Genomic DNA, 24,409 nt, shown 5'->3' on the forward strand with positions numbered 1-24,409 from the left:
CGCGCGGCCTGTCGGCCAGCGCCCTGGGTTTGTTGTCGTTGATGCCCCTGCTGCCGGTGGCGGCCAACGAAGTGCCAATGACCTCCGATAATCAGCTGCAGCCGGTCACGGTCGAGGCTCGGCGCCGCAGCGAAGATGCGCAGCAGGTACCCACGGCCATGGCGGTGTTGGGTGGCCAAGCGCTGGAGGCGCAGCGCCTGTATCGCCTGCAGGATTTGCAGCAAGCGATGCCCAGCCTGAACGTCTCGTTCATGAACCCGCGCCAGGCCAGCCTGTCGGTCCGCGGCCTGGGTAATAACCCTGCCAGTGACGGCCTGGAGGGCAGCGCCGGGATCTACCTCGACAATGTTTACCTAGGGCGGCCTGGCATGGCCGTGTTCGACCTGCTCGACATCGAGCAGATGGAACTGCTGCGGGGGCCGCAGGGCACGCTGTTTGGTAAGAATACCGCCGCCGGTGTGCTGAACATCACCACACGCCAGCCCAGTTTCACCCCCCAAGGCAGCCTCGCCAGCTCCCTGGGCGAGGACGGCTACACGCAGACCCAGGCCAGTTTTTCCGGGCCGCTCAGCGACACTCTGGCCGGGGGCATCGCCACCTACCGCAGCCATGAAAATGGCTATGTGAAAAACCAATACGACGGCCATACCCTCGGCGGTGGCATGCGCCAGGGCCTGCGCGGGCAGTTGTTGTTCAAGCCCAACGAAGCATTCAGCCTGCGCTGGCTGGCCGACTACAACGAAGAGGACTCCAGCGCCGGCACCCGCTCACTGTTCAGCACCGGGCCGACGATCGACGGCACCAACCGCTATGCCGAACGTGCCGCCGCCGTGGGTGCCACGCTGGTGAATGGGCGCAAAGTCAACCTGGATGCCGACCAACGGGTCAAGGTATTCCAGGGCGGCACCTCGTTGGAAGCCCATTGGGCCTTGCCCAACGACTTCACCCTGACGTCGATCAGCGCCTATCGCTGGTGGGATTTCACCCCGCGCAATGACGACGAACTCAACGTCGATGTGATGCGCAACGTCGGCCAGTCCGCCCGGGATAAGCAATATTCCCAGGAGCTGCGGCTGGCTTCGCCACTGGGCGAGCATTTCGACTACGTGCTGGGCGGCTATTATTTCCGCCAGCAAATGCACAACACTGTGTTCACCTATTACGGGCCGCTCGCCGACACGTGGAACGGTACCCCGCAAGGGGCGCTGAACAATGTCGACAGCCTTGGCCATGGCCATGTCGATACCGACAGTTTCGCCACCTTCGCCCAAGGCACCTGGCACCTGGCCCCGCGCCTGGATTTCACCCTGGGGCTGCGCGGCACCTATGAACGCAAGCGGGCGCGGGTCACCCGCGATGCGCCGGTGGGCGGTGCCGAGGTCAGCGTTGCGGTTGCCGCGGCCCGGGCCAGCCGCGTGGGTGCCTACGATTCCGCTGAACTCAGCCTTTACAGCTTCAGCCCGTCGGCGTTGGCCAGCCTGGCCTGGCATATCAACGAGCAACTGTTGGGCTATGCCTCGCTGTCCCATGGTGAGAAGTCCGGTGGCGTCAACCTCAGTGTCGCCAGCGCACCGGTGGCGGGCGCCGACTCGTTGCTGATCGGCAGCGAACGAGCCAACGACGCCGAGTTGGGTATCAAAACCACCTTGCTAGGCCAGCGCCTGCTGCTCAATGCGAACCTGTTCTGGACCCTGGTGCACGGTTACCAGACCAATGCCTACGACGACGCCACCCTCTCCAGCTACCTGACCAACGCCGGCACCGTGCGCAGCCGCGGCCTGGAACTGGACAGCACGTGGCGTGTGAGCCGTGGCCTGACGATCAACGCCAACGGTTCATGGAATGATGTGCGCTATGTGTCTTACGACGATGCCCCCTGCCCGGCCGAGGTCGCCTTGCGCCCCGGTGCACCGGCCTCTTGCGACCTCAGCGGGCATACGGTGGTGGGGGCCTCGAAATGGATCTTCAACACCAGCGCCAGCTACCAATGGCACCTGGCCAACGGCCTGCAGCCATACCTTAATGGCAGCTATGCCTGGCGTTCCCATGCCGTGGGCACCGTGGACGATTCGCGCGAGGCGCAGTTGCCCGGCTATGGGCTGGTCAACCTCTCTACCGGCCTACGCGGCGACTGGGGCCAGGGGCAGTGGGATGTGTCGCTGTGGCTGAAGAACGCCTTTAACAAGACCTACTACACCGCCCTGTGGAACTCGCCCAATGGCGCCTACACCGGCGTGCTCGGCACCCCGCGTACCCTGGGCATGACGGCGCGCTATGATTTTTGACCCACCGCAGGTACTACCCGCGCGCGGCAGTATCACAACGCTGCCCCACCGCGCCTCATGCCGCCGTGCGAGCGTGCAACAGCGCCTTGGCCACCCACTGCCCAAAAAGCGCTACCGGCTGTTGCAAATTGCCCAAAAAGCGTGGGTGGACCAACCATAGGTCCATCACCGGCTTGAAGTCTTTGACGGGTAATGGCGCCAGTTGGTCGCGGTGGGCGCTGCGTTCGAGCAACAGCCTTGGCACCAGGCCCAACCCCATGCCGGCGGCCACGAGCCCCAGTTGCAACTCGCTGCCGAAGGTTTCCAGGTTCACCTTCAGCGACAGGCCCTGGTCGGCCAGTGCGCGCTGCAGCCCGGCGCGAAACCCACAGCCGTCCGGGTTCAATACCCAGCCGCGGGCATAGCACTGGGCGAGTGTGGTCGGCCGTTTGGGCCCATCGGCCACTGAGCACACCACCACCAGCTCGACCTTGCCGATCGACGCCCCCATCAAGTTGCAGGGAAACACCTTGCCTGCAGGGAACAAGGCCACGGCGGCGTCGAGCTCGCCGTTTTCGAGTTTATTGATCAGGTGCCCGCCCCAGCCCGTGACCACCTGGGTGCGTAATTCGGGAAACGCACCGCGCAGGGTTGTGAGCGTATCGAGCAGCACCACGTCGCCGATCGTCTGCGGCACGCCGATGCGTAACAGCCCCGCCGGCGGCGCGCCCTCGGCCACCAGCTCGCGCAGGCCGTCCATTTCTCGCAAAATACCCAGGCAGCGCTGGTACACCTGCAAGCCGAGCGGCGTCGGCTTCAGCGGTTTGGTTTGGCGGTCGAACAGCGCCACGCCCAACGCCTGCTCAAGGTTCTGGACCCGGCGGGTGATGGCCGGCTGCGTGAGGTCGAGGGCCAGGGCGGCGTGGCTGATGGACTGGTAGCGGACCACGCTCACGAACGCCCCGATGTCGTCGATCTTCATACTCAAAGCACAGCGCCTACCACGAAATAGGGAAAAAGCATAATCGTATTCATCCCGCCACGGCTAGCCGGCACCGGGGCACCAGCTGCTGCGAGCGTGCCCATGGGCTACTCGGCCTCGAAGGCCTCTGCACGGTTACGACGCAACGCCGGCAGCACCATCACGATGACCAAACCCACGGCGGCGCACAGCAACACCAACGAGATCGGCCGCTCGACGAACACGGCAAAATGGCCGCGCGAGATCAATAACGCACGGCGCAGGTTCTCTTCCATCAGCGGCCCCAGCACGAACCCTAGCAGCAGCGGTGCCGGGCCAAGCCGCAGCTTGGCGAACAGGTAGCCGACCACGCCGAAGGCGAGCATCTGCCACAGGTCGAAGATCGAGTTCTGCACCGAAAACACGCCGATGGCGCAGAACACCAGAATGGCCGGGTACATCAAGCGATAAGGCACTTTCAGTAGCTTCACCCAAAGGCCCAGCATCGGCAGGTTCAAGGCCAGCAGCATCACGTTGCCGATCCACATCGAAACGATCAGCCCCCAGAACAACTCGGGGTTTTGGCTGATCACCATGGGGCCCGGCTGGATGTTGTGAATCAACATGGCACCGATCATCATCGCCATCACCGCATTGGACGGTATCCCCAAGGTCAACAGGGGCACGAACGATGTCTGCGCCGCGGCGTTATTGGCCGACTCGGGCCCGGCTACCCCCTCCAGCGCCCCGTGGCCAAACAGGTGCGGGTGGCGGGAGACTTTCTTTTCCAGCGCATAAGACGAAAACGACGCCAACGCCGCGCCACCGCCGGGCAATACGCCAAGGAACGCCCCCAGTGCGGTGCCCCTGATGATCGGCGCGGCCATGCCCTTGAAATCTTCGCGCCGTGGCCACAGCCGGTCCAACCCTGGGCTGATGGCCTGGCGCACCGACTGGTCTTCCAGGTTACGCACGATCTCGGCGACGCCGAACAGCCCCATGGCCAGGCAAACGAAGTTCAACCCATCGACCAATTCCAAGCGCCCGAAGCTGAAACGGGCGATCCCGGAATTCACATCGGTGCCGACCATGCCCAACAGCAGGCCAACCAAGATCATCCCGATGGCTTGGTAAACCGAACCGGAGGCCAGCACCACCGCACCGATCAGGCCAAACACCATCAACGAGAAATAATCGGCAGGGCCGAAGTCCATTGCCGAATCCGTCAGTGGCCCCGCGAAAGCAGCCAACAGCAACGTGCCTACGGTGCCGGCGAAGAACGAGCCGAGCGCCGCGGTGGCCAGTGCCAGCCCCGCCCTGCCCTGGCGCGCCATCTGGTAACCGTCCAAGGTGGTGACTACCGAAGACGACTCGCCTGGCAGGTTGACCAAAATGGCGGTGGTAGAGCCGCCGTATTGCGCGCCGTAGTAAATCCCCGCCAGCATGATCAGTGCGCTGGTGGGCGCCAGCGAATAGGTCGCCGGCAGCAACATGGCGATGGTCGCGACCGGCCCCAGGCCGGGCAGCACCCCGATCAACGTACCCAGCAGGCAGCCGATAAAGGCGTACAGCAGGTTGTGTAACGTCAAGGCGGTGGAGAACCCCAGCGCCAGGTGGTCGAGTAGTTCCATTGGGTATTAACCGATAAAGGTGGGCCAAAGCGGCATGGGCAGGCCTAGGCCGGCGACGAAGACCAAAGCGCTGAACAGGCTGATCGCCGCCGCGTTGGCCAGGCTCGCGGCCCAATTGAACTGCGCGCTGGCGCGGCTGCTGACCAGCACCAGCACGGCGCTGGCGATCACCAGCCCGGCGGTGGGCAGCAGTAATGCGAACAACCCCAGGGCGCCGAGCACCCACCCCAGAGGTTTCCAAGCCCAAGGTTCCAGGCGCTGGGCCGGGCGTTGGCGCGACCCCGCACGCAGGATCGCCCCCAGCCCCAACAGGCCCAGCCCAATGCCCAGCCAGAATGGAAAGAACCCGGCGCCCATGCGCGCGGGCGTGCCCAAACCATAGCCATAGGCAACCCCGGCACTGCCGCAGCCAAGCAGCAGGTACAGCAACCCTACGCTGAAATCCACATGTTGGCGGGGTGCGTTCATGGTTCGCCTGCCCAGCGCCGGTGCGCCGGGCGCGGCAACCCGAGGTGGTCACGCAGGGTGCGGCCCTCATAGGCGTGGCGAAACAGCCCACGCTTGCGCAAGATCGGCAGTACCCCGTCGATGAACAATTCCAACCCCTCGGGGAAATGCGACGGCATGAGGTTAAAACCATCAGCCGCCTCGCCTTCGAACCAGGCGATCATCTCGTCGGCCACTTGCTCGGGCGTACCGACCAGGATCTTATGGCCGCGGGCACCGGCAGCCAGGTGGCAAAGTTGGCGCAGGGTCAGCCCGTCGCGGTGGCTCATGTCCAGCAGCAACTTGGCCCGGCTTTTCATGTTTTCCGGCAGCGGCAGGTCCGGTAACGGCTGGTCGAGGTCGAAACCGCTGAGGTCCTGGCCGAGGCGATCGCTCACCAGCACCAGGGCCGCGTCCAGGTCGGTCCATTGCTGCAGTTGTTCGAAGCGGGCCTGCGCCTCTACCGGGGTGGCGCCGATGATCGGCATGATACCTGGCATCACCAGGCAATGGTGCGGGTCGCGGCCCTGGGCGACCACTTCGCGCTTGAGCTCGCGGTAAAAATCCTGCGCCGTGTCCAGGGCCTGCTGGGCAGTGAACACCACCTCGGCGATGCGCGCGGCCAGGGCCATGCCCGGCCCGGACGAACCCGCTTGGATCAGCACCGGATGCCCTTGCGGGCTGCGCGTCAGGTTCAGCGGGCCAGCCACATCGAAGTGCTCGCCCTGGTGGTCGAGGCGATGCATCTTGTTGACGTCGAGGTATACCCCGGTCTCGGCGTTGCGCACATAGGCGTCGTCTTCAAAGCTGTCCCACAGGCCGCGCACCACATCGACGAACTCTTCGGCGATCGCATAGCGCTGGTCGTGCTTGGGGTGGCTGGCCCGGGAAAAATTCGCCGCGCTGTCATAACCGGTGGTCACCACATTCCACGCGGCGCGCCCGCCGGAGAGGTGATCGAGGGTGCCAAATTGCCGGGCCACGGTGTACGGCTCGTTGTAGGTGGTCGATGCTGTGGCGGCCAGGCCGATGCGTTCGGTCACCGCGGCCAGTGAGCCGAGCAAGGTCAGGGGTTCGAAGCGCACGATCATCGATGGATGGTCTTTGCCACTGGTGACCAGCTTATCGCCGAAGAACACCATGTCCAGGCAGGCACGTTCCGCCGCGAGGGTCAGGTTGCGAATCAGTGCGATATTTTCGCTGCCGCTTTGCGCCCCGGGGTAACGCCAGCCGCTGGCATGGTGGCCGGCCGCCTGAATGAACAGGCCCAGGCGCATCTGTTGAAGTGTTTGGCTCATCAATATCTCACTACCGAGCAGCAGGGTGGCTTTGGCTCTTGAGCCTAAGGTTAGATCAAAACGTTATTAATAATATTCATGCAATACTGAAAAGATAATAAATAGAAATCATCTTAGAAGTCTACTTGGCCGTGAGAACCCCGATGAATTTGCTCAAAAAACTGACCGTTGCCGCGCTGGTAGCCCTGTGTGCTAGTACCGCCCTGGCGCAATACCCCGACAAACCCATTACCTACGTAGTGCCCTATACCCCTGGTGGCACCAACGACAACATTGCGCGGATCATCGCCCGCCATTTGGGTGAGCGCCTGGGCCAGCCCATCGTGGTCGAGAACAAGCCGGGGGCCGCCGGCACGTTGGGCGCGGCGTATGTGGCCCATGCCGCCGCCGACGGCTACACGCTGTTGAACGCTTCCATCGGTAACCTGGCAATCGCCCCACAACTGCTGGCGGTGCAGTTCGACCCGTTCAACGACCTCACACCGGTTGCGCACTTGGCAGGGTCGCGCTCAGTCATCGCGGTGAACCCGGCACTGCCGATCCACTCCATCGCCGAGTTGATCGCGTACGCCAAAGCGCACCCGGGGGAGTTAACCTACGGCACCTCGGGCAACGGCACGCCCGGCCATATTTCCACCGAATACCTGAAGCTGCTGGCCGGTATCGATCTGGTCCACGTTCCCTACAAAGGCAGTGCACAAGCGCTGTCCGATGCCACCGCCGGGCACATCGACCTGGTCAGCGACCCGCTGGCCAACACCTTCGTCCAGGCCGGCAAGTTGCGTGGCCTGGCCTACTTTGGCACCGATGAGGCCCCGGACCTGCCAGGCATTCCGTCGCTCACCGAAACGTACCCACAGTGGAAGTTCTCAGGCTCGTACCTGGCCATGGCGCCGGCCGGCACCCCGCCCGACGTGCTGGCGAGCATTCGCCAAGCGTTCGACGACGTGCTGGCCGAGCCTGAAACGATCAGCGAATTGAAAGCACTGGGCATGGCGCCGCAGCGCCTGAGTACCGAGCAAAGCGCGGCGCTGATCCGCGCGACCCATGACGTGAGCCAGCAGATCATTGCCCAGGCGCATATCAAGGCGGGGTAAGCGTTGCTGAACATAGGCATAGCGCTATAACCGTTGGTTATTTCTTATTTAACCGGCACGCGCATTATATGGCCCGCTCGCATTAAGACGCCCTTGCAAACGTTGAATCGCCACGTGTGAATTATGCATTTGGACCTGCGTACCCTGCGCCACTTCATCGCCCTGATGGACCACGGCAGCTTCGCGGCCGCGGCGGCGGCGGTGAACCTGTCGCAATCGGCGTTCAGCCGCAGCATCCAGAACCTGGAGGCGCAAACCGGGCACCTGTTGGTTGACCGCGCGCAAAAACACCTGCCGCCCACCGCCCAGGGCCAGTTGCTGTTGCATCATGCCCGTGGGCTATTGCTGAAGGCGCAAACCCTCACCGAGGCGCTGGGGGCGTTTTCCGCGCAAGGTACCGGGCGGGTGCAGTTTGGCTGCGGGCCGTCGCTGGCCGCGGGTTTGGTGCCTCGCGCCATCGCCGCGTTCATGGCCGGCTACCCGCGCGCCAGGGTGTATTACAAGGTCGATCACTGGCGCGAGCTGGGCCAGCGCCTGCGCAATCACGAAATCGAATTCTTGATCGCCGATACTCGGTATTTCGAGGCAGAGCCCCAATACGCCGTCACGCCGCTGCATCCGCAATCCTGGCACTTTTACTGCCGCCAGGGGCACCCGCTGGCCGGGCGCGGCGCTGTGACCTGCGCCGAGGTGTTCAGCTACCCGCTGGCCACCTCGTTTCAACCTTTTAATATTCGCAAGGTGCTGGCGGAGTTCAGCGCCGACCCACACTTCACCCCCACCGTAGAATCCGCGAACAACCAATCGCTATTCAACATCGTTGCCCTCACCGACGCGGTCGGCATCCTCACCCAAGATTGCCGGGCGAGCCTGGTCGAGCAAGGCGCCCATGTGCTCGACATCAGCGACATGCCCGCCGCCCTGCGCGAGCGCCACACCCACAACGGCATCGTCCAGCTGCGTGCCGAGCGCCTCTCGCCCTTAGCCAGCGCATTGGTGCAGGTTATCGAGGAGCAGGATCAACCCATGCAGCCCAGCCTGCGCAATTTCAGTATTTGAACACCGCCAAAGGCGTTGCGGATGCACGCCCTAGCAACCTCGCGGTAGCACCGTTCGGTGCCGATGCCATGCATTTTTTACAATTGGCGATTCGGTGTTTCGCAATTGTGATCGCGCTGAGGGAGGCTTTATAAAGCGCTACGTCGGCAAGCTTAAGTAAGCACAACTGAATTTTTAATTCCTAAATAGCATTACGGTTTGCCGACACATCCCTCGCGATTCGCTTCCGCCATACGGAAATGCTCGCTGTACCGAGCGTGCCATTTATGGACAGGAGCCTACTGCGTGAACCACCTGCTGATGCAGCACCGCCCCCCCCGTTTAGCCTCAAGCCGCCGCCCCGTTTACCTACCTTTATTCAAGATTGGCGCTTTGTCCGTCTGCATCGGAAGTTTCGCCTGCAGCGTGCAGGCCGAAGAGTCAAAGCTGGCCACTGTGGTGGTGCAAGGCAGTGACAACGCCGAGCAGGCCGAGGCCAAGGCCACCCTTGCCAAAGTCGCCGGCAACACCGCGTTGATCGACAACGCCAAGGTCGAACAGGGCCGCGATGCCAACGCCGAAGACGTACTTGCGCTGCAACCGGGCATTTTCGCTCAAGCCACCAGCGGTACCACTGCCAACAAGGTGTCCATTCGCGGCTCCGGGCTGGGCGTGTTTTACGGTGGTAACAGCCTTGGGATCAAATACCTCTACGACGGCTTGCCGGTCACCGGCGTCGCCGGCACCCACGAAGATCAACTCAACCTGGTGGGCGTTGACCACACCGAGGTGCTGTATGGCGGCAATGCCTTCACGTACACGGCCACCGCCCTGGGTGGCGCGATCAACTTCGTCAGCAAAACCGGCTACACCGACCCGGGTACCACGCTGAAATTCGAAGCCGGCAGCTACGGTTATCGCAAACGCGAAATCAGTACCGGCGGAGTCGTGGGTGCGGTGGACTATCACCTCACCGCCGTGTCCGACGAGCGCGATGGTTTCCAAGACGACACACCTAACCACCACCGTTATTACGTGGGTAACGTCGGCTATTACTTCAACGACAAACTGGACACACGCTTCTTCATCCGTTTCGGCCAGGGCTCGCTCTACAACGGCGGCACGCTGACGCGACGGCAGCTCAAGGACGACTCACGCCAGGGCGGCGCAGTGTCGAAGCGCAGCGCCACCGGTACCACTGTAATTGGCAACAAAACCACCTACACCCTGGACGATGGTTCAACCCTGGAGTTCGGCCTGCAGCATAACCGTTACCCACTCGAGGTCAGCTACAACACTACCACCCCCAGCCTCTGGCGTTACTCGGACATCAACTCTTCGGTGCGATACCTGCGCAAGGGTGACACGCTGTTCGGCAAGCCCAGCGATACCACGGTCGCGGTAAGCGATGTGCGCCTGGTCAAGGGCAGCGCACGCTACTACAGCGGTGAGGCCAATAACCGTACCTACACCGAGAAGGCGCGTTACGATAATTCCCGCGACATGGTGTTCGCCATCGGCAATGAGCTTGAAGTGGCCGACAACGTCTGGCTGGTCAGCGGCGTGTCCTTCGTGAACATTGTTCGCGACGTTAGTTTTCCCTACCGCATCTCGGTCGACGCCAGCCACGATCGCGAAAGTGTTTCCTACAACAAGTGGTTCACCGCACCGCGCCTGGGCTTTCGCTACCAGTTCAACCCCGAGCTACAGCTGTTCGGTAACGTTACCCGTTCGATCGATGGCCCGGCGGTGTGGAACTACGAAGGCGGCAATGTCGGTACACGTTATGTGATGCCACGCGCCGCGCAACAGGGCACCACGGCTGAATTAGGCCTGCGCGGCCAGCACGGCATCTTCGACGGCAGCCTGGCGGTATACCGCTCTTGGATCAAGGACGAAATCCTCTCCACGGTGATAGAGCCGGCGACATCCACCACCGCTGAGGTCATCGGCTGGTCCAATGCCTCGCCGACCATCCACCAGGGCATCGAAGCGGGCCTGAACGCGCGGCTTTGGCAAGGCAACCATGGCGACGTGCTGAGCCTGCGCCAAGCGCTCACCCTAAGCCGCTACTACTACCGGCATGACGCGGATTTCGGTGGCAACAAATTGCCCGGTTTGCCGGAAACCGTGTACCAGGCTGAACTGCAGTACCAGCAACATTCGGGCTTCTACATCGGGCTCAACCTGCGCTCCACCTCCAGTTATTACGCCGACTACGCCAACACCTTGAAAGCGCCCGCCTACACCCTGCTGGGGATGAAGCTCGGCTATGAAGCGCCAAGCAAGCGCTGGAGCGTGTACCTGGACCTGCGCAACCTCACCGACAAGAAATACGTGACGGCAGTAAGCAATTCCTACGACCTGAAAGGTGCCGACGCCGCGGTGTTCTACCCCGGCGACGGCTTCTCCGCGTATGGCGGCGTGTCGTACCACTTCTGACCCACCACCGCCCGGCCGGCCTGGCCCCGGGCCGCCCCCCACGGCGCCAAGAGGTAAGCATGTCTCGCGAACTGATCTACAACGGCTTTTTGCACTTGACCCCCAACCATCACAGCCACGGCTACTGGCGTACCCCCGAAGGCCAGGTGCAGTACGGCTACAGCAAGCTTGAACCGTACATCGAGGTGGTCAAAACCTTGGAGCGCGGTTTTTTCGATACCCTCTTCATCGCTGATGTGGTCGGCGTCTACGATCTGGCGTTCGGCGATGGTAAAACCACCATCCGGGCCGGTTCCCAGTTCCCCGAGCCAGACCCGGTGTCGATCGTCTCGGCGCTGGGCCATGCCACCGAACACCTGGGCTTTGCGGTGACCAGCAATATCATCCAGAGCCATCCGTTTTCATTCGCCCGGCAGATCTCATCGCTGGACCACTTCACCCACGGCCGCATCGCCTGGAACATCGTCACCTCGTACTTGAGCAATGGGTTCAGGAACTACGGCTACGACACCATCACCGCCCATGACGACCGCTACGAGTGGGCGCAGGAATACGTCGACGTCGCCTACAAGCTCTGGGAACACTCATGGGAAGACGGCGCCGTGCTCCACGACCCGGCGACCAACCGCTTTTTCGACCCCGATAAAATCCACAAGATCAACCACGCCGGCAAACGCTACCGCGTCGAAGGCCCGCATATCGTCGAACCCTCGCCGCAACGCACACCGGTGCTGTTCCAGGCCGGCAATTCGAGCGCCGGCCGCGCCTTTGCGGTGCGCAACGCCGAGGTCACCTTCCTGCCTTCGCACACGCCACAGGTGGCGCAGCGCGACATTGCCATCCTCGACCAATTGGCCGCGGCCAATGGCCGGCAGGCGTCGGCCCTGAAGAAGATCGTGATGTTGTCCACGGTGATCGGTTCCACCGAAGAAGAAGCCAAGCGCAAACAGCGCCACCTGCTCGAAAACATCGATATCGCTGCGCTGCAGGCGTTCCACAGCGGCGGCAGCGGCATCGACCTGGCCAAGGTCGACCCCGACACGCCACTGACCGAACTCAAACACTTGGCAGAAGTGGGCGACCACGTACGTTCGGGTTTTCGTGCCGCGGTGGACGCCGACCACGGCAACGGCAAGCCCCTCACCTGGGGCGAGTACCTGCTCAACAAGGCGCTGCTGCCGGGGCGGTTCGCCGGCACCCCGGAGCAAATCGCCGACCTGGTACAGCAATGGGCGGATGCCGGCGTCGATGGTTTCAACGTGGTGCCGCTGACCACCCTGGGCTGGTGGGGCGAATGGGTCGACCACGTGGTCCCGGTGCTACAGAAACGTGGCCTTGCGCAAACCCGCTACCGGCCCGGCACCCTGCGCGAAAAACTGTTCGGCGAGGGCGACAGGCTGGCGCCGCAGCATCACGGCCGCACCCTATCGATCCGCTCGTAAACGCTGTTGAAGGACACACTACCATGCCGCTTCACACCGCTAAGTTTGCCCCGATCATCGCCCGCATCCGGGCCCAGGCCGCCGAGCGCGACAAAGCTCGCCGGCTGCCCTATGAAGACATCGCCGAACTGGCCGCGCTGGGCTTTGGTGCCCTGCGTGTGCCCCTTGGCCAAGGCGGCGGTGGTTTGTCCGTCGCTGAATTGAGCGAGCAACTGCTGATACTGGCCGAGGCCGATTCGAATTTCGTGCAAATCTTCAGGGCGCATTTCATTTTCGTTGAATCATTGCTGCTGGCGGCCTCTTCGCCAATACGCGACACCTGGCTGCGGCGCATCGCCGAGGGGGCGATCATCGGTGGCGCTCACACCGAGCGCAACGCGGTCAACACTGATCATTTTGCCACGCGGGTGCACCGCGACGGCGAGGCTCGCTGGCTCAGTGGCGAGAAGTACTATTCCACCGGTTCTCTATACGCTGACTGGGTCGCGACCCTGGCCGAGGGCGAGGATGACCGCCTCACGCTACTGGCCATACCCAAGGGCGCCCCAGGCCTGGCCACGGTGGACGATTGGAACGGTTTCGGTCAGCGCCTGACCGCCAGCGGCACGACGCGCTTCGAGCGAGTGGCGGTCAGCGCGGAAAACACCCTGCCGACGTTCGAAGCATTCGCCCCCTACGGCACCTCGCTGGCCCAGCATTTTCATTTGCTCGGGCTCGCCGGTATCGCCCGCGCCGCCCATGCGGAGGCCGTGCGCTACGTGCGCGAGCGCACCCGCTATTTCAGCCAAGGCACCGGCGCGCTGCCCAAGGACGACCCGGTGGTGCAAGTGGTGGTCGGCGAGTTGAGCAGCGCGGCCTACACCAGCGAGGTGATCGTCCGTGATATCGGCCAGCGGCTCGACACCTTGGTGGCACTGGTGGCGAACCCAAACAGCGATAAAGGCCAGCTCGAAGCCCTGGAGCACGATGTGTTCCGCGCCCAGCAAGCGGTCACCCGCACCGTACTGGAGGCCGCCACCCGGCTGTTCGACGTCGGCGGTGCCTCGGCGTTGGACGCCGACCGCAACTGGGACCGTTTCTGGCGCAACGCGCGCACGCTGGCGAGCCACAACCCGATCGGGTTTCGCCTGAAGGCCATCGGCAATTATGAGCTCAATGGCCAAGTAGCCCTGCGCCAGTGGTACAGCGGCGTCGACCTCAGCCAGCGGGTGGCCAAATGACCGCCCACCCGCTACTTCCCCCGTCCGGCTTCCCAACTACGCTGCACAACGTTCTGCGCCGCGCGCCACTATGGGCCCTGGTTGCGACGCTGGCTGCCTGTTCACAACCCAATGACGACAAACAGGCACCCAGCCAGCCGGTGTCGGGCGGCACCCTGCGTTTCGCCATCTCTGAAGTAGTGAAATGCCTCGACACCGTGCAGTACGCCGACCGCGCGGCCGGGGCGATTGCCCAGCAGTATTTCGAGAACTTGGTGTTCCAAGATGAACACGGCCAGATCCATCCGTGGCTAGCCGCCTCATGGAAGGTATCCGACGACGGCTTGACCTACGTGTTCACGCTGCGCCAAGACAAGGTGTTTTCCGATGGCACGCCCTTCAACGCCGAGGCGGTGAAAGCGAACATCGATTACATCCTGCAGAGCACGTCATGGACACGCACCTCTCTGTTGCGTGTCGAATCGGCCACGGTACTGGGCCCTTATACGGTCGCGATCAAGCTGCTTGAACCGGACAGCGGCACCCTCGAAGCCCTGGCCGACCCGATCGTGCCCATGCAATCGCCTACCGCGCTGGCACAGGGCGCCAAACAGAACTGCAGTACACCCGCCGGCACCGGGCCTTTCAAGGTGGCGGCGTTCGACCAACAAACCGGGGTGACCTTCGTGCGCAACGAGCACTTCACCCAGGGGCCGCCCATCGTCGCCCACCAGGGGCCGGCCTACCTGGAAAAGGTCGAGTATCGCTTCATTACCGACAACGCCGCGCGCCTGGCGGCGTTGCAATCCGGCGCGGTGGATGCCATCGAGGGGGCCAACGTCGAGAACACCGCCACCTTCCAGGCCGACCCGTCGATCACGCTGATCACCGCAGCACGCAAAGGCATCGCCGACGTGTTTTTCCTCAACCGCACCCAAGCACCGTGGACCGATGAACGGGTACGCAAGGCATTCATCCATGCCGTGGATGTGGGTACGTCATTGAAAACCGCGTTTTTCGGCCAGTACGCGCCGTTGTATTCGCCGATCAGCTCGACCACCACCTACCATATCGACCGGCCGGAGTACTACCAACATGACGAAGCCAAGGCCAACGCCTTGCTCGATGAGGCTGGCTGGACCGGCCGTGACAGCGAAGGCTACCGAACCCAAGGCGGCCAGCGCCTGGGCTCGACCTTCACCCTCGCCGCCAGCGAAGTTCCGGCGCTGGTCTCGACCGTGCAACAAGCGCAGCAAGCGCTGAAGAAAGTCGGCTTCAAGCTGGATATCCAGCAGCTTGACGGCGCTTCCGCGCTCGCCAGTGCCTACGGCTGGAACTATGCAGTAGTGCGCTTGAGCTATAGCAAGAACTCCCCGGACATCCAGCGTGCGCTGTTCCATTCCGCCGGCGGCGCGACCAATGCCGATGGCTCGCACAAGTCGCCAACTCCGGTACTGGACCCCACGCTCGACCATTTGCTCGAACAAGCCACCCGTGCCGGTGACCCGCAACAGCGCCAGGCGTTGTATGAGCAGGTGCAGGCGCGTATCGGCGAATTGGGGGTGCTGTTGCCCATCGCCGACCAACAAACCCGCTTGGCCTACAAACCCCAGGTTCACGGGCTGCGCCTGTGGCCGGCGTCCAATTATGTGGCGCTTTACGATGTATGGCTGGCCCCCGGCCATTGACGGAGGAATACGCATGAGCTGGGTAGTGTTCAAGCGCCACCGAAAGGGGTTGGCAACACTCACCCCCTTGGGCGCGCACCTGGGGGCAAGGTTGGCCCTGTGGCGCCTGGCGACGCAAGGCCTCAGCGCACTGTTGGTGATGTTCGGGGTGGTCAGCGTCACCTTCATTGCCCTGCGTGTGGTGCCGGGGGACCCGGCGCGGCTGATCGCCGGAGGAGGCAGCGGCATCGACGTATCGGAGGTGGTGCTGCAACAGATCCGCGAACAATACGGCCTGAATCGGCCGCTGCTGCAGCAGTACCTGAGCATGCTCTACGACTTCGGCCGGGGCCAGTTCGGCTACTCGTACATCATGCGTGACGATATCGGCAGCATCCTGCAGCGCTACCTTGGCCCTACCTTGCTGCTGGCCGTAACGGCCTTGGCCTGCGCCTGGTTGCTGGCCCTGGCCTTCGTGCTCTGGTCGGCGCGCGGCGGCCGCCTGGCGTCAGCCCTCGGCGCGGTGGTCGAAACCCTCAGCGCTTCGCTACCGCACTTTTGGCTAGGGGCGCTGCTGATCATGCTTTTCTCGGTACAACTGCGGTGGCTACCGGCGGTGAGCGAGCCAGGCAGCGTGCCCGGGCTAGTGATGCCGGTGCTGACGCTAGCGCTGCCCTGTGCCGGGTACTTGGCGCAGATCCTGCGCGGCTCATTGGCCAATGCGTTGCAAGCACCCTTTGCGCTGAGCGCCAGGGCGCGTGGTGAAAGTGAGTGGGGGGTGCTGTTACGCCACGCCCTGCGCCATGCCATCGCCCCGGCGATCAGTGCCTCGGCCAGCTTTTTCGGTGCGCTGATCAGCGGTGCGGTGGTGGTCGAAAGCGTGTTCAGCCGGCCGGGGCTTGGCCGCGTACTGATGCTAGGGGTCGATGGCCGCGATATCCAGCTGGTGGCCGCCGTGGTCACCGTGGCGGCGCTGCTGTATGTGATTGCCAACCTGGCGGCAGACAACCTCGTGCGCTGGGTCGACCCGGGGGCTGCCCATGAACATTGAACAGCCACCCGCTCCCCTGGCCGCAGCGTTGCGGCAGGGGCAGCGCTGGTACCCCTTGCCCGCCCGCTGGTTACCCGGCTTGGCATTGGCGGTGCTCGCCGTATTGGCCTGGGCGGCGCTGTTTCCAGCCACCCTCGCGCCCTACTCGCCCACCGACATGGACACCAACTACATACTGCAAAGCCCGTCATGGAGGCACCTGTTCGGCACCGATGAAAACGGCCGCGATGTGTTCAGCCGTGCCGTGCACGGCGCCCACGACTCCTTGGCAATCGGTGTGTTGGCCACACTGATCGGCCTGGGCCTGGGCATGCTCTGCGGTTTCATCGGTGGCCTGGGCGGCCGCGCGCTGGACTGGGCCGTGACCCGGTTTGTCGAAGTAATGTTCGCCTTCCCCTCGATCGTGCTGGCGTTGTTGTTCATCACCGTGTTCGGCAATGGTGCCTACACCACCGCCGTCGCCGTGGGGCTGTCGATGTTCCCGGGGTTTGCGCGGGTGATCCGCACGCAGGTGCGGGTGCAAAAAAATGCCGAGTACATCAACGCTTCCGTCGCGCTCGGGCGCTCACCGCGGTTCATCCTGGTCCGCCACCTGGTACCGAACGTGATGTGGCCATTGCTGGCGTTGTTCACCCTCGGCATCGGCCAGTCCATCATTTGGGGCGCCGCGCTGGGTTACCTCGGCATGGGTGCGGCGCCGCCGGCTTCGGAATGGGGCCTGTTGCTGGCCAGCGGTAAGAATTTCATCTATTCGGCCTGGTGGCTGACCCTGTTCCCCGGGCTATTGATCGCTGCCACCTCGGTCGCCGCCACAGCCCTTGGGCGCGCCCTCGAATCGCGGAACCGTAACCCATGAGCGACTTACTTCCTTCCCCCCTGCTGGCCGCGCGTAATTTGCGTATCGGCTTTGACGTAGCCGGCGCTTACCGCGAAGTGCTCCATGGTGTGGACTTCACCTTGCAGCCTGGGCGATGCCTGGCGCTGGTCGGTGAGTCGGGTTCGGGCAAGTCGGTGATCGCCAAGAGCCTGGTCGGGCTGCTGGGCGATGCCGCCCGGGTCAGCGCCGACCAGCTCGAATTTCAAGGCCACAACCTGCTCGCGCTGAGCCAGGCCCACTGGAGAAGTGTGCGTGGCGAGCGCGTGGGCTTCGTGCTGCAGGACGCGCTGGTGTCGCTCGACCCACTGCGTACGGTCGGCGAGGAAGTCGGCGACGCATTTCGCCTGCACCGCCGCGCCATGCCCGCCGCCGAGCGGCGCCAACAGGTGCTGGAAACCTTGGCCAGGGTCGGTATTCCCGACCCTGAACAACGTATCGACCTACGCTCGCCACAGCTCTCCGGCGGTTTGCGCCAACGCGCCCTGATTGCCTCGGCCATCGCGCTGGAGCCGGCGCTGCTGATTGCCGACGAGCCCACTACTGCGTTGGACGCCAGCGTCCAGGCGCAGATCCTGGCGCTATTGCTGGCGTTGAAGCAGCGCGGCACCGCTATTCTGCTGATCAGCCACGACCTGGCCGCCGTGGCCAAGGTGGCCGACCATATCGCGGTAATGCATCAGGGCAAGATCGTCGAATATGCGCCCAGTGCCCAACTGCGCAGTGCGCCAGTATCGCCCTATACCCGCCAGTTGTTAGCGGCGATCCCCCATCCGCAGCGTAAAGGCCAACGCTTGAGCCCGGGCCCGGCATTGGCGCTGCCCGCCCACGCCTTGGCGGCCATTGCCCGGCCAGCGGCCGAGGCGCTGCGCGGACCCCGGCTGGAGGTGCGCAACGTGTCCAAGACCTTTCACCGCCACCCGGCGCAGCCGCGCCGCGCGGTCGATAATGTGTCGTTCCAGGTCCCGGCCGGGGCAACGCTGGGCATCGTTGGCGAATCGGGCTCGGGCAAAAGCACGCTGGCCAATATCGTCCTCGGCCTGCTCACCCCGGATGCCGGGCAGGTCGACCTCGACGGTCACGCCTGGGTCGCCCGGCAACAGCGCGAAGCACAACGGAGGCCGCTGCGCCCGCGCATGGGCGTGGTGTTCCAAGACCCGCTGAGTTCATTCGACCCGCGCTGGTCGGTGGCGCAGGTCCTCGAAGACGCACTGTTGTTCGGCGCGCGCAAACGAGGGCCCACCGTCACCGCCCAGGCGCATTCCCTGCTCGATGCCGTGGGCCTGCCCCGCAGTGCCCTGCACAGCCATCCACGGTACTTGTCGGGCGGCCAACGGCAACGCATCGCCATCGCCCGCGCATTGGCGCACTCACCGTCGCTGGTCGTGTGCGATGAAGCCGTGTCAGCACTGGATGTGTCGATCCAAGCGCAGATCCTCGATTTGCTGCTGCTGATCCAGCGAGAGTTGCACGTCAGTTACCTGTTTATTTCCCACGACCTCGACGTGGTGCACCACATGAGCCAGCAGGTGGTGGTGATGAAGGACGGTGCCATCGTCGAACACGGTGAAGCCGACCAGGTGCTGTTTCACCCCAGCCACGACTATACCCGGCAGTTGCTGGCCGCCTCACGGGCCAACGGGGTGTCCCCATGAGGCGCCCTGCCCCGTTATCGCGCCCTGAAGCGATCAAGAAACCTTGCCCGAATGGTGCTCGGGCCAAACCTATTGCCCATCGCCCCACCCTGGAGGCCCAATGCCCCTGAACACCCCCGCCAGCGCCCTGCATCGGCGCCACTTTCTCAAGGCCAGCGGTACCCTAGCCCTGGCGGCGCCCTTCGCCCTCAACAACGGCTGGGGCTTCGCCGCCGGCGAGGCACCGCGCAGCGGCGGCACGTTGATCATCGGTCAGTACCAAGAGCCGACCGTCTACGACCCCAACCGCCAATACTCCTGGGAAACCTTTCGGGTCGACCGGCACCTCTATGAATCGCTGGTCGGAGAAGACCTCAGCCAACCGGCCAGCGCCGGTGCGCCACCGCTTATACCGGCCCTGGCGCAACACTGGGAGGCCAGCGCGGATTTCACCACCTTCACGTTCGACTTGCGCCAGGGCGTGCGCTTTCATGACGGCACGCCGTTCGACGCCGAGGCGGTGCGTTTCAACGTTCGGCGTTTCACCGACAAACAGTTCGAGCATTTCGACGTGCAAGCCAGCGCCTCGATGCGCCCGGTGTATGGCCAGCTCAAAGCGCTTAACGTGCTCGGCAGCCACCGCGTGCAGTACGTGTTCGAGCGCCCCTTCATGGCTTTTTTGCGCCTGCTGCCACAAGGCAACTACGTGTCAGGGTTCTTCAGCCCCCTGGCCCTGCAAACCTATGGCCAGAACGGCCTGGCCGAGCATGCCTGTGGCACCGGCCCGTTCAAACTGGTAAGCCGCGTGCGCGGGGAAAAAACCGAACTGCTGCGCAACGACGACTACTGGGGCCGCAAGCCTTGGTTGGAGCGCCTGGTGTTTCGCCCGATCGCCGATGACGCTACGCGCCTGAGTGCCTTGCAAACCGGTGAGATCGACATCCTCACGCGCACCCCCACCGATGCCGTCGAAACCTTGCAGGCCGGCGGCTTCCACGTGCACGACAGCAGCAACGCCGGCGAGCTATTTCTCGGCTGGAACTTCAATAACCGCTTCGCTAAAGACCTTAAGGTGCGCCAGGCGGTGATCCACGCTATCGACCGCGACGGCCTGGCCAAGACCCTGTTCAGCGGCTACGCGCTGCCCAACCGCAATATCCTCAACATCGGCAACGATGCTTACGACGCCCGCCAGCAGGATTACCCCTACGACCCGCAGGCGGCGCGGGCGCTGTTACGCGAGGCCGGGCATGGCGAGGGTAGCGTTAGCTTCACGATTGCCACCGATGTCGCCAACCAGCCGACCATCGAGTGGATCCGCGATGACCTCGCCAAAGTCGGTATCGACGTGCGGATCGTTTCTCAGGAATGGCTCAGTTATAGCTCGCACCTGTCGAGCCTGGACGCCGACACCGCGCTGTTCAGCATGGAGTGGGGCTTCGTCACCCCGTACTGGCTCAAACTGGTATATGACGGCTACGTCAAGGCCCGCGGCGGTGGCGGCGATTTGCTCGGCGGGCAACTGGCAGCGGCGATCGAAGCCGCCGCTCAGGCGGAGGATGAAGAACACGCCATCGGCCTATGGCAAGCGGCCAACGCACTGCTGCAGCAGCAGGCGGGGGTCGTGCCGCTGCTCACCTTCAACCGCTATTTCACCAGCGCGCCGAACGTGCGCGGCTTCAATGTGCCGGCGCAGAACTTCTATGACTTGAGCAACGTATGGTTGCAAGCATGATGAGGCTGATCGTTACGCGCCTGTTACAGGCCATTCCGCTGTTCGTGGTGATCTCGGTGCTGGTGTTCTGGGTCGCCCACCTCGCCCCTGGCGACCCTATCAGCAACGCGTTGCAGGGCCAAATCTCACAGCAGTCCATCGATGACATCCGCGCCAGCTACGGCCTCGACCGCTCCCTGGCGGTGCAGTACGCCGACTGGCTCGGCCACTTGCTGCACGGCGACTGGGGTACCTCGCTGGCGCTGAAGGTACCGGTGTTCGACGTGCTGGCACCGGCCTTCGCCAATACGTTGCTTCTGGCCGCCGCCGCAGTGTTGATCTGTGTGCTGTTCGGCGTGCTGGTCGGGCTCTACGGCGGGCTGCACCGCGACAGTGCGGGCGACCGCCTGGCTTTGCTATTGATTCAGCTCGGGCACAACCTGCCGGTGGCCTGGCTGGGCCTGGCGCTCATCTGGTTGTTCGCCATCCAATTACGCTGGCTGCCGGTGTCGGGCATGTACGACTTGCGCGGCGGCGGTGGCCTCATCGACCTGCTGCGCCACCTGGTGTTGCCGGCGTTCGCCGCCGCGATCATCTCCATGTTGATCCTGGCGCGGTTGGTGCGTGCCACCGTCATCGACATCATGAATGCCGATTACATCCGTACCTGTCGCTCCCAGGGGTTTTCCCATGGCCGGATCCTTCGCCGGCATGTGGGCCGCAACCTGTTGGCGCCGGTGGTGAACATGACCGGGTTGCAGGTTGGCTACTTGCTCAGCGGGGTGATTTTCGTCGAAAAGGTATTCGCCTGGCCGGGCATCGGCAGCCAGCTTTACAACGCCGCCGCGGGCCAGGATTACCCGGTGATACAGACTGGGGTGTTATTGGTCACCGCGTGCTTTTTGGTGATCAACCTACTCACCGACATCACCCTCGATGCGCTCGACCCGCGCGCACGGGCGGCGTGACATACCCAGGAGAACTGCCTCGATGACGGCCCCCATCACCACCACATTGCCCGTGGGCAGCACTCGCCGCCCATCGCCCTGGCGGCGCCTGCGGCGCAACCGGCTGGCCTGCGCCAGCCTGGTGTTCATCTGCCTGGTGCTGGTCGGCAGCGCCCTGGCACCGTGGCTGGCACCTTACGACCCGAACTTCAGCCAGCCACGCTTGCGCCTTGGCGGCCTGGGCACGCCAGGCCACTGGCTGGGCCTCGATGCACAAGGCCGCGACCTCTTCAGCCGGGTGCTCTGGGGCGGGCGCAGCGCGTTACTCGCCTGCCTACCGCCAGTGTTGGGCGCGGCGCTGCTGGCATTGCTGCTAGGGTTGTTCGCAGGGTTCCGCCAGGGCCGCATGAGCGCGCTGATCATGCGTACCCTGGACATGCTACTAGCGTTTCCTATGGTGCTCCTGGCCATTGGCCTGGCCACGGTGTTTGGCCCGGGCCTGGCGGCGGTCAGCCTGACCATCCTGTTCAGTGCGCTGCCGTACTTGGCCCGGGTGGTCTATGCCGAGGTCAAGGCCGAGCGCGACAAGGAATACCTGGAGGCTGCCCGTGCGCTGGGCGCCAGCCCCCGCGAGTTGCTGGTGCAGGAGCTACTGCCCAATGTGCTGACCGGGGTGGTGGTGTACGCCACCACCTTGGTTGGCGGCATGCTGGTGTTCCTTGCGGGGTTGAGCTTCATGGGCCTGGGCGTGCAGCCTCCGCAGGCTGATTGGGGGCGCATGGTCAGTGAAGGGGCAACGGTGATGCTGCAGGGGCACGCCCACGTGGCCACGGTGCCGGCCCTGGCGATCGTGGCCGTGGCATTGGCCTTCAATTGGTTGGGCGATGGCTTGCGCGACGTCCTCGACCCTCGTGACTGACTGCCCAGGGGAACCCACCATGAGTGTGTTGAGCATCAAAGACCTGCAGGTCGATTTCATCGATGGTAAATGCCGCCACGCTGCCGTGCGCGGCATCGAATTGAACATCGACGCCGGCGAGATCGTTGCCCTGGTGGGCGAGTCCGGCTCGGGCAAGAGCGTCACCGCTGCCGCCCTGATGGGGCTGCTGCCCCGCCGCGGTACCGCCGTGCGCGGCAGCGTTCGCTTTGGTGAACGCGAACTGCTCGGGCTGCCGGAGGCTGCGCTCAACCGCGTGCGCGGCCAGGGCATTGGCATGATCTTCCAAAACCCGCTCAGCGCCCTGGACCCGTCGTTCCGGGTCGGCCAACAGTTGGTCGAAAACCTGCGCCATCAACATCGCCTGAAAGGTACCGCGGCCCGCGCCGAAGCGCACGCCTGGCTCGAACGGGTCGGCATCCACGACCCGGCGCGCGTGCTCAGGGCCTACCCACACCAGCTCAGTGGAGGTATGCGCCAACGGGTAATGATCGCGCTGGCGCTGCTCAGCCGCCCTGCCTTGCTGATAGCCGACGAACCGACGACGGCGCTGGATGCGACGGTGCAAAAACAGATCCTCGACCTGCTACTCGACATCAACCGCCGCTATGGCACCGCCATCTTGATCATCACCCATGATTTTGGCGTGGTGTCGTGGGTCAGCCAGCGAGTGGCCGTGATGCAGGCAGGGCAAGTCGTTGAACAAGGCCCTACCCGTGCGCTGCTGCAATCCCCGCAACACCCTTACACCCAGCGCTTGATCGCTTCGGTGCCAGACCTCGGTGCACGCTTGGCCAACCCCGGCCCAGGCCGGCGCCTGGGCCGGGCGGACGTGCCGTTGCCGGCGCCGGCACCACGCCCGCAGCCATTGCCCCTGTTGCAACTCAAGGGCCTGAGCAAAACCTTCAGCAGCGGCACCGGCTGGTGGCGCGGGCGCCACCAGGTGCAGGCGGTGCAGCAGGTGGACCTTGAGGTGTATGCCGGCGAAATCCTCGGGTTGATCGGTGAGTCCGGCTCGGGCAAATCGACGCTCGGCCGGCTGATCGCGCAACTGCTCCCGGCCAGCGCCGGTACGCTCACCTTCAACGGGCAGCGCCTGCCTTTTAGCACCGCCGCCGAACACCTGGGCTTTTGCCAGCAACTGCAATACGTTTTCCAAGACAGCAACGCCTCGCTCAACCCACGCCGGACCGTCCTTGAACAGCTCAGCACACCGGCCTTGCGCCTGGGCTTGGCGAGCAATCACTCGCAGGCGCGCGACCTTGCCGTGCAGGCGCTGGAACGGGTGGGCCTGCAGGCCGAGCAGTTGCACCGCTACCCGCATGCGTTCTCCGGTGGCCAGCGCCAACGCATCGGCATCGCCCGGGCATTGGTGGTGCAGCCAAAGGTGATCATCCTCGACGAACCCACCTCGGCGCTGGATGTGTCGATCCAGGCGCAGATCCTCAATCTACTGCTGGAGCTGCGCGAACAACTGGACCTGACCTACCTGTTCATCGGCCACAACCTGCCGGTGATCGAGTTTCTCTGCGATCGCGTGGCGGTCATGCAGCGCGGGCGCATTGTCGAAACCTTCGCCGCGCAAAACCTACTCGCCAATGCCCATCACCCTTACACGCAAACGTTGCTGGCCTCGGTGCTGCCGGTGCGCCCGGTAGCCCAAAACGACAGCCAAGCGCGGCACGCCTGATGCACTTCCCTTCCACCCACGGTACGGCGCGCGCGCA

General features: G+C 63.9%; 18 protein-coding genes. 14 read left to right on the top strand and 4 right to left on the bottom strand.

All coding sequences use genetic code 11. The annotated features are described in order from the left end of the window. Positions 1-41 precede the first annotated feature (41 nt). Positions 42-2,285 (top strand): TonB-dependent receptor, encoded by a 2,244-nt coding sequence (locus HAQ05_RS02845; protein ID WP_238936450.1) that lies wholly within the window; start codon positions 42-44, stop codon positions 2,283-2,285. A gap of 55 nt (positions 2,286-2,340) precedes the next feature. Here the strand turns inward: HAQ05_RS02845 and HAQ05_RS02850 are convergent, their stop codons facing one another. The 4 genes from HAQ05_RS02850 to HAQ05_RS02865 all read right to left on the bottom strand — a co-directional run bounded on the left by HAQ05_RS02850 (position 2,341) and on the right by HAQ05_RS02865 (position 6,640). Beyond that, the gene (locus HAQ05_RS02850; RefSeq protein WP_190417484.1) at positions 2,341-3,246 is read right to left on the bottom strand and encodes a LysR family transcriptional regulator; all 906 of its coding nucleotides are present in this window, start codon (positions 3,244-3,246) and stop codon (positions 2,341-2,343) included. Positions 3,247-3,353: 107 nt separating this feature from the next. Continuing rightward, positions 3,354-4,856 (bottom strand): tripartite tricarboxylate transporter permease, encoded by a 1,503-nt coding sequence (locus HAQ05_RS02855; RefSeq protein ID WP_190417160.1) that lies wholly within the window; start codon positions 4,854-4,856, stop codon positions 3,354-3,356. Between the two features lie 6 nt (positions 4,857-4,862). Continuing rightward, positions 4,863-5,324 (bottom strand): tripartite tricarboxylate transporter TctB family protein, encoded by a 462-nt coding sequence (locus tag HAQ05_RS02860; RefSeq protein ID WP_190417162.1) that lies wholly within the window; start codon positions 5,322-5,324, stop codon positions 4,863-4,865. After that, complete coding sequence (locus HAQ05_RS02865) at positions 5,321-6,640, bottom strand: LLM class flavin-dependent oxidoreductase (RefSeq protein WP_190417165.1); 1,320 nt, start codon at positions 6,638-6,640, stop codon at positions 5,321-5,323. Before HAQ05_RS02865 ends, HAQ05_RS02860 begins: the two co-directional genes overlap by 4 nt. Before the next feature lie 143 nt (positions 6,641-6,783). Between HAQ05_RS02865 and HAQ05_RS02870 the strand changes: the two genes are divergently transcribed. The 13 genes from HAQ05_RS02870 to HAQ05_RS02930 all read left to right on the top strand — a co-directional run bounded on the left by HAQ05_RS02870 (position 6,784) and on the right by HAQ05_RS02930 (position 24,372). Continuing rightward, the gene (locus HAQ05_RS02870; protein WP_190417167.1) at positions 6,784-7,737 is read left to right on the top strand and encodes a Bug family tripartite tricarboxylate transporter substrate binding protein; all 954 of its coding nucleotides are present in this window, start codon (positions 6,784-6,786) and stop codon (positions 7,735-7,737) included. Positions 7,738-7,860: 123 nt separating this feature from the next. Beyond that, positions 7,861-8,796 (top strand): LysR family transcriptional regulator, encoded by a 936-nt coding sequence (locus HAQ05_RS02875; RefSeq protein ID WP_190417169.1) that lies wholly within the window; start codon positions 7,861-7,863, stop codon positions 8,794-8,796. Between the two features lie 372 nt (positions 8,797-9,168). Continuing rightward, positions 9,169-11,217, top strand: coding sequence for a TonB-dependent receptor family protein (locus HAQ05_RS02880; protein ID WP_238936449.1), 2,049 nt, complete (start codon positions 9,169-9,171; stop codon positions 11,215-11,217). Between the two features lie 59 nt (positions 11,218-11,276). Continuing rightward, positions 11,277-12,659 carry an NtaA/DmoA family FMN-dependent monooxygenase gene (locus HAQ05_RS02885; RefSeq protein ID WP_190417177.1) on the top strand — a complete coding sequence of 461 codons (1,383 nt, stop codon included), beginning with the start codon at positions 11,277-11,279 and terminating at the stop codon, positions 12,657-12,659. Between the two features lie 23 nt (positions 12,660-12,682). Then, on the top strand, positions 12,683-13,879 hold the full coding sequence (locus tag HAQ05_RS02890; protein ID WP_190417179.1) for an acyl-CoA dehydrogenase family protein: 1,197 nt from the start codon (positions 12,683-12,685) through the stop codon (positions 13,877-13,879). Then, positions 13,876-15,546: an ABC transporter substrate-binding protein gene (locus tag HAQ05_RS02895; protein ID WP_190417181.1), complete on the top strand. Its 1,671-nt coding sequence runs from the start codon at positions 13,876-13,878 to the stop codon at positions 15,544-15,546. Before HAQ05_RS02890 ends, HAQ05_RS02895 begins: the two co-directional genes overlap by 4 nt. 13 nt (positions 15,547-15,559) lie before the next feature. Further along, positions 15,560-16,576 (top strand): ABC transporter permease, encoded by a 1,017-nt coding sequence (locus tag HAQ05_RS02900; protein WP_190417183.1) that lies wholly within the window; start codon positions 15,560-15,562, stop codon positions 16,574-16,576. Beyond that, a complete protein-coding gene (locus tag HAQ05_RS02905) occupies positions 16,566-17,432 on the top strand; it encodes an ABC transporter permease (protein ID WP_190417185.1) in 867 nt (288 codons plus the stop codon). Before HAQ05_RS02900 ends, HAQ05_RS02905 begins: the two co-directional genes overlap by 11 nt. Beyond that, positions 17,429-19,105 carry a dipeptide ABC transporter ATP-binding protein gene (locus HAQ05_RS02910; protein WP_190417187.1) on the top strand — a complete coding sequence of 559 codons (1,677 nt, stop codon included), beginning with the start codon at positions 17,429-17,431 and terminating at the stop codon, positions 19,103-19,105. The genes HAQ05_RS02905 and HAQ05_RS02910 overlap by 4 nt, the downstream gene beginning before the upstream one ends. A gap of 100 nt (positions 19,106-19,205) precedes the next feature. Further along, positions 19,206-20,819, top strand: coding sequence for an ABC transporter substrate-binding protein (locus HAQ05_RS02915; protein ID WP_190417189.1), 1,614 nt, complete (start codon positions 19,206-19,208; stop codon positions 20,817-20,819). Further along, a complete protein-coding gene (locus HAQ05_RS02920; RefSeq protein WP_190417192.1) occupies positions 20,816-21,766 on the top strand; it encodes an ABC transporter permease in 951 nt (316 codons plus the stop codon). Before HAQ05_RS02915 ends, HAQ05_RS02920 begins: the two co-directional genes overlap by 4 nt. 22 nt (positions 21,767-21,788) lie before the next feature. Further along, complete coding sequence (locus tag HAQ05_RS02925) at positions 21,789-22,664, top strand: ABC transporter permease (protein WP_190417194.1); 876 nt, start codon at positions 21,789-21,791, stop codon at positions 22,662-22,664. A 19-nt stretch (positions 22,665-22,683) separates the two neighbouring features. Continuing rightward, complete coding sequence (locus HAQ05_RS02930) at positions 22,684-24,372, top strand: dipeptide ABC transporter ATP-binding protein (RefSeq protein ID WP_190417196.1); 1,689 nt, start codon at positions 22,684-22,686, stop codon at positions 24,370-24,372. The last annotated feature ends 37 nt before the right edge of the window (positions 24,373-24,409 follow it).

Origin of the sequence: Pseudomonas typographi, from assembly GCF_014694385.1 — a bacterium.
GTDB lineage: Bacteria > Pseudomonadota > Gammaproteobacteria > Pseudomonadales > Pseudomonadaceae > Aquipseudomonas > Aquipseudomonas typographi.